General features: G+C 73.6%; 4 protein-coding genes. 3 read left to right on the top strand and 1 reads right to left on the bottom strand.

Annotated elements, in window-relative coordinates; all coding sequences use genetic code 11:
• Positions 1–102: 102 nt before the first annotated feature.
• Positions 103–1494, bottom strand: a complete 1392-nt coding sequence (locus L1885_RS21245) for a beta-1,3-glucanase family protein (RefSeq protein ID WP_235798762.1) — start codon at positions 1492–1494, stop codon at positions 103–105.
• A 1256-nt stretch (positions 1495–2750) separates the two neighbouring features.
• Between L1885_RS21245 and L1885_RS21240 the strand changes: the two genes are divergently transcribed.
• From L1885_RS21240 to L1885_RS21230, 3 genes are all read left to right on the top strand, one after another.
• Positions 2751–3641, top strand: coding sequence for an LAETG motif-containing sortase-dependent surface protein (locus tag L1885_RS21240; RefSeq protein WP_308117369.1), 891 nt, complete (start codon positions 2751–2753; stop codon positions 3639–3641).
• A 309-nt stretch (positions 3642–3950) separates the two neighbouring features.
• The gene (locus tag L1885_RS21235; RefSeq protein WP_235798760.1) at positions 3951–5180 is read left to right on the top strand and encodes a CaiB/BaiF CoA transferase family protein; all 1230 of its coding nucleotides are present in this window, start codon (positions 3951–3953) and stop codon (positions 5178–5180) included.
• 167 nt (positions 5181–5347) lie between these two features.
• Complete coding sequence (locus L1885_RS21230) at positions 5348–6157, top strand: citryl-CoA lyase (protein ID WP_235798759.1); 810 nt, start codon at positions 5348–5350, stop codon at positions 6155–6157.
• Positions 6158–6337 lie beyond the last annotated feature (180 nt).

Below are 6337 nucleotides of genomic sequence, written 5' to 3'. Positions count from 1 at the left end.
GCCGGGGACGGACGAGGCCGGGCGGGCGCGCACGGGGCCGCCCTCCCGGCCGATCGCCCGGCCGGACGCCCGCTCGCGCGCCGCGTCCGGCCGGGCCGGGTCTCAGTAGCCGACCGCCACCTCCAGCCACTGGGAGTTGCCGTGCGAGATGTACGAGGACTGGCCGTCCACGTCGTCGTACGGGAAGCCGTACGCGAGGGCGTTGATGGCGTGGTCGTGCCAGAACTTCGCGTAGTAGTTGGCCGGCGCCCCCTTGTAGAACTGGGCGGGGTCCGACTGCTGGGAGGCGGGCAGCTGGGCCACGTGCCGGTTGAGCGCGGCGCACATGTTCGGGTTGCCCGCGAGGGAGCCGGCGCAGCCGAAGATGTGCTGCGTCGTCTCGTTCACGCCGACGGACTGGGCGTACGAGGTGAAGTAGTTGGCGTTCGCGCCGCCCGGCTGGAAGCTGGGGTCGCTGCCGGGGGCGATGATCCGGTACGGGGCCTGGGTGCGGGTCAGCACCTGGAACTGCTGCGGCACGGCGGCCGCGAAGTCCGCGAAGACCTGGTCGCGCGACTCGTCGAAGAGGGACTGGCTGTCGCCGACCTGCACGTCGTAGCCGTCGGTGGCGTGCAGCCGCATGGCGAGGGGCAGGCCCCAGGCGTCGACGCGGGTGGTGTTGCCGTTGAAGACGCCCCCGCCGACGGTGAATTCGATGAAGTCCTGGTACTGGCTGGTGGGTGAGCCGACGTAGAAGTACATGCGGCCCGAGGAGTTCGCGGGCATGTCGAGGTACGGCTGCTCCGCGATGGAGTGGACCTGACCGTTGAAGCTCCAGTAGACCTGGCTGTCCGGGTACGCGCCGTTGGTGCGGTTGAGCACCTTCACCATGATCATGTTGTGGGCGGCCGGGATGGTGCTGGTGTCGCCCCAGAACGCGTCCCCGGTCGGGTTGGTGCCGCCCCCGCCGGGCGGCGTGGTGCCACCGCCGCCGCCGGTGCCGAACACCTGGAACTCGTACAGCGAGTAGCCGTACGGCGTGGCCCGCTTGGTCCCGTACATGCGGACGTAGCGGCCGGAGCCGTTCACGGAGAGGGTCTGGACGCCGCCCGTGCCGGAGGCGGTCGAGTAGACCGTCGTCCAGTTCGTGCCGTCGGTGGACGTCTGGATCTGGAAGGCGGTGGCGTACGCGGCCTCCCAGTTGAGCACCACCTGGTGGATCGACGCGGTGGAGCCGAGGTCGACCTGGAGCCACTGCGGGTCGGAGAAGCCGCTCGACCAGCGGCTGCCGGTGTCTCCGTCGACGGCCGCCGACGCGGGGGTGCCGGGTGCTTCCGTGGAGGAGGCCGTGGCCGTCCTGCCCTGCGACAGCAGGGAGTCCGCGGCGCGGGCGGGCGCCTGGGTGAGTGACAGGAGGCAGGCCGCGACGAGGGCGGCCAGGACGGTGAGCACGACGGGTCTGGAGGGGTGCCTGAGGGGTTGCCGGTGCACGCGTGCGCCGGTGCTGCTCGACATGGCTGTCTCCTCGGAGGGGGGTGAGTGGGGGGTTGGAGCCCGAACCACGCCGGGAGCCGTCAAGAGAGCGCTCTCAGCGGGCGACTGTTTATATGCCGAGGGCCCCGGGCCGGTCAACGGTTTCCACCAAAGGATCAAGTGCGGCGAGACATCCGGGAGTTGAGGGGCGGCGGGGGCGCCTGGGCCGCTGCCGGGAGCCGGCCGGCGGCCGGGGGTTCGGCGTCGGGCTTCGGGGGTTGCGGGTCGGGGGTTGGGATCGGGGATCGTCGGCCGGGGATCGGAGACCCGGGGGTTGGCGCCGCCGGGGTGTCGGTCGCGGCGGCCCGTGGTGTGGATCTCCGGGCGTCGGCCGCGAGGCGCGCGCGGTGTGGATCTCCGGGTGGCGCGGTGGCATCGCGCGGTGTGGTTGCTCTGTCGTCATGTCGATGTCCCGGTGGGTGCCGCCGTGTTCGGTGGGCCTGGCATGTCGTGTGGGGGAGCTGTGGCGGATTCGTGGGCGGGGACGGGGTGGCGGTGCTGAAGGCGGGGGCGTACGCCGGAGTCCGCGGGTGCCCCCTGGCCTGTACGGGAGGCCCGTCTCGGGGGGCCGGAGACGGTGCCGCCGGCGCGGCCGGGCCGGCGCGGCGGCCGTGACCTCGTCGCGCGCCGGGGCGTCGCGGCCGGTGGCGGCTGAGGGCCCGTGGCTGGAAACCGCCGGGTCCGGAGGCTGGTTGGGTCGACCGGCCGTCCGTGCGGCGCCCGGCACCCGGGGCCCGGGTGCCGGGGCGGCGGACTCCCGGCGGGTGGCGCTCTCGAACGGACTCGTGGGCGCCCCGGCGCCGCGATGCGTACGGCGCGCGCGGCCCGTTTCGGGGCCCGGAAGGGGCCTGCGGAGGCGTCCTGTCGTGGGAGGTTCCAATTCCGTTTGTGCAGACCACAGTCGGTGTCACGCCCCATGTGCGACGTATGCCGAGAATGCGCCATCCCCTCTGTCACAGCTTTGCTTCAACAACACATAGTCATGGTGTGTTTTCCCCGGGCCACTTGTGTCACGTCCGTGTCGTTGCGGCATACTCGGTTCCCCGGCCATCAGGCACGGGCACCAACTACCTCGGCGGCGGCAGCTCCTCGTCGACCCGGGCACGCGACAGAGCCCGCGGCGCGGCGTGCTGGGCACGTGAGCACTGCTCGGAACCGGTCACCGCCATGTATCCAGGAGTACCGAAGTGCAGAGTTCATTTGCCAGACGTCTGATAGGTGCCGCCGGTGTGGGTTCCATGGCCCTGGCGGTCAGCCTCGCCGGTGTGGGTACCGCTTCCGCCCACGGAAAGGGCGGTGGCCAGGGCCACTGCTCCGCCGTGCAGCTGAAGTTCTCCACCGACGGTGGGAACAGCTGGACGCGCAACGACGTGATCAACACGGCCCCCAGCAGCATCCAGGTGAAGCTTGAGGGCAAGGTCACCAAGGGCTGCGCGTACCCCGTCTCGCTCGCCGCGTACAAGACCGACGGCCCCACCTGGGACACGTCGGGCACCCAGGTCTTCCTCGGCGTCGACCAGGCCACGCTGTCCAAGGACAACGACCACGCGACCCTCCAGGTCAAGGGCATCGACAAGTCGACCTGCTTCGGCCAGATCGACATGTACGGCAACAACACGGTCTACGACGGCAAGAGCGGCGCCCTGCCGCACTTCCCGGACTCGTACACCCCGACCGACCTGATCGCGCACTGGAACGGCGCGTTCGAGGACTGCGACAAGGGCGGTGGCGAGACCACGCCTCCCGCCGGTGGCGGCGAGACCACTCCGCCGGCCGGTGGCGGCGAGACCACGCCTCCCGCCGGTGGTGGCGAGACCACTCCGCCGGCCGGTGGCGGCGAGACCACGCCTCCCGCCGGTGGTGGCGAGACCACTCCGCCGGCCGGTGGCGACACCACCCCGCCCGCGACCCCCTCCTCCTCGCCCAGCAGCAGCGCCCCGGCCGTCGCCGACACTGCCGCGCCGTCCGGCACGCCGGTCGCCCAGCCCGTGTCGAGCACGCCCACCCTGGCCGAGACCGGCAGCAACAGCTCGCAGACGACCACCTTCGTCGCCGCGGGTGCCGCGCTCGTCGTCATCGGCGCCGGCGCCGTGGTCTTCACCCGCCGCCGCAACCGCACCCAGGCCTGATCCGCTCTGTGCCCCGGCTCGGACCCGGGCGCCCTGACGGCGCCCGGTCCTGACGGGGACTCGCGCAGGCCGGCACTCCGGTACAGGTGAACGGCCGGACCGCATCCAGCGGTCCGGCCGTTCGGCGTTGCCAGGGCCCCACGGGCGTCCGCGGGCGCCTGCGGCGCCCGGCGATTGGCGGTTCGCCAATCGGACCGGCCGGACCGAACGGGGGATCCCGCTCCCCGCACCGTTGCGCGAACCCCCGACGCGGTGTCGTATCGGCCCTGCGGGCGACCGTCCGCCGAACGGACCGGAGGATGGGCCGAGATGGCAGAACGCGGTGCGGACACACCGGCACACGACGACCCGCACGACGACCCTCCCCTGACGGGGATCCTCGTCGCCGACTTCTCCCGGGTCCTCGCGGGCCCGTACGCCACCATGCTGCTCGCCGACATGGGGGCCGCCGTCGTCAAGGTCGAGAGCCCGGCCGGCGACGAGACGCGGACCTGGAAGCCGCCCGTGCGCGACGGCGTCTCCACGTACTACCTCGGCGTCAACCGCGGCAAGCGGTCCCTCGCCCTCGACCTGCGAGACGAGGGCGACCTCGCCGCGGCCCGCGAACTCGCCTGCCGCGCGGACGTGGTGATCGAGAACCTCAAGCCCGGCGGCATGGCCCGGTTCGGGCTCGACCACGCGTCGGTCGCCGCCGGTAACCCCGGCGTCGTCTACGCCTCCATCAGCGGCTTCGGCTCCGGAGCCGGGGCGCACGTGCCCGGCTACGACCTGATGGTGCAGGCCGTGTCCGGGCTGATGAGCCTGACCGGCGAGCCGGACGGGCCCCCGTACCGCGCGGGCATCTCCGTCTTCGACGTGATGGCCGGAAACCATGCCGTCATCGGCATCCTCGCCGCGCTGCGGCACCGCGACGCGACCGGCCGGGGTCAGCACGTCGAGGTCAACCTGCTCTCGTCGGCGCTGACCGGGCTGGTCAACCACTCGTCGGCGTACGTCGCCGGCGGCGTCGTCCCGTACCGCATGGGCAACGCGCACCCGAGCGTCTGCCCGTACGAGCCGCTGCCGACGGCCGACCGGGACCTGATCGTCGCCGCCGCGAACGACGGCCAGTTCCGGGCCCTGTGCGAGGTCCTGGGCAGCCCCGCGACGGCCGACGACCCGCGTTTCGCGCACAACGCCGACCGCACCGCCCACCGGGACGAACTGCGGCCGGTCCTGGTCGAGCTGCTGGCCCGGCGCGGCGCGGACGAGTGGTTCGACCTGCTGGTCGCCGCCGGGGTGCCGTGCGGGCCGATCAACACGCTGGACGAGGGCTTCGCGCTGGCCGAGCGTTTCGGGCTCGAACCGGTCGTCGAGGTGGGCCGGGGCGACCGTGCGCTGCCCACGACCCGCCACCCCATCACCTTCTCGGCCACCCCGGCGCGCTACGAGCTGCCGCCACCCGAACCGGACGAGCACGGGCCCGAGCTGCGGGCCTGGCTGGCCGCCCCCGAGTCCCCGGCGCGTAGGGGCCGGGCGGCCGCCGGGGAGGAGGCGTGAGGCCCGGCGACGGCCCGGACGCCGAAGCCGGAGAAGGGGCCGGAGTCGGGGACGGGGCCGGAAGCGGAGTCGGGGTTGGAGCAGGGGGCGGTGTCGGAGCCGGTGGGAGTGGTGTGACAGACGGGAGCGCTGCGAACGGTGCGGCTGGTGCGGCTGGTGCGGCTGCTGTGGGCGCCGCGGGCTACCCGACCGCCCTGGGCGCCTCCTCCACGGACGCGATCACGCTTCTCGGCCACGACCTCGCGGCCGACGTCATGGGGAAGGTCGGCTTCGGCGAACTCGCCTACTGGCTGGCCACGCAGCGGCGCCCCACCGCGGGGCAGGTCCGGGTCTTCGAGGCGGTCCTTGCCGCCCTGGCCGACCACGGCTTCACCCCCACCGCCATCGTCACGCGGCTCACCTACCTGTCGGCCCCCGACTCCGTGCAGGGCGCCCTCGCCGCGGGCCTCCTGGGCGGCGGCTCCCGGTTCCTGGGGGTGACCGAGGACACGGGGATCTTCCTGCACGAGGTGCTCGACGCGCACGAGGGGCCGCTGCCCGCGCGCGACGAGGAGTGGGACGCGCTGGCGCTCGCCACGGTCGCCGAGCGTCGCGCGAGCGGCCGGTTCGTACCCGGGCTCGGCCACCACGTCCACAAGCGGGGCGACCCGCGCACCCCCCGGCTCATGGAGATCGCCCGCGAGGAGGGTGTTCTCGGCCCGCACCTGGAGCTGTTCGCGGCGATCGGCCGCGTCCATCCGGACGTGCTGGGGCGGACCCTGCCGCTCAACGGCGCCGGGGTGTGCGGCGCGGCACTCGCCGATCTCGGGCTGCCGCTGCGACTGCTGCGCGGCTTCGCGCTGCTGGCGCGGACCGCCGGGCTGATCGGACAGCTCGCGGAGGAGCTGCGCCACCCGGTGGCGAACGACGTGTTCCTCTCCGTCGACCTCAACAACCGCCCGGTCGAGCCCGATCCCTACCCGGGCGGGGCGGGTTAGGAGCCCCGAGTGCCCGGGCGGTTCAGACGTCCTCGGCCGACGTGCGGGGGCGCGGGCCCCGGGTGGCGTAGGCGGCGAGTCCCGCGGCGGCCAGGGCCGCGGCGACGGCCGCCGCCGGCCGGCTGCCCGGGTCCTGCGCCTGCCAGGTCAGGGCTGCGCCGACGGGCCCCGTGGCGGGGA

Source organism: Streptomyces fuscigenes, assembly GCF_021556455.1.
In the GTDB taxonomy this organism is placed as follows: domain Bacteria; phylum Actinomycetota; class Actinomycetes; order Streptomycetales; family Streptomycetaceae; genus Streptomyces; species Streptomyces fuscigenes.
Note: the sequence above shows the minus strand (reverse complement) of the source record. Positions and strands in the feature narration are given on the sequence as shown.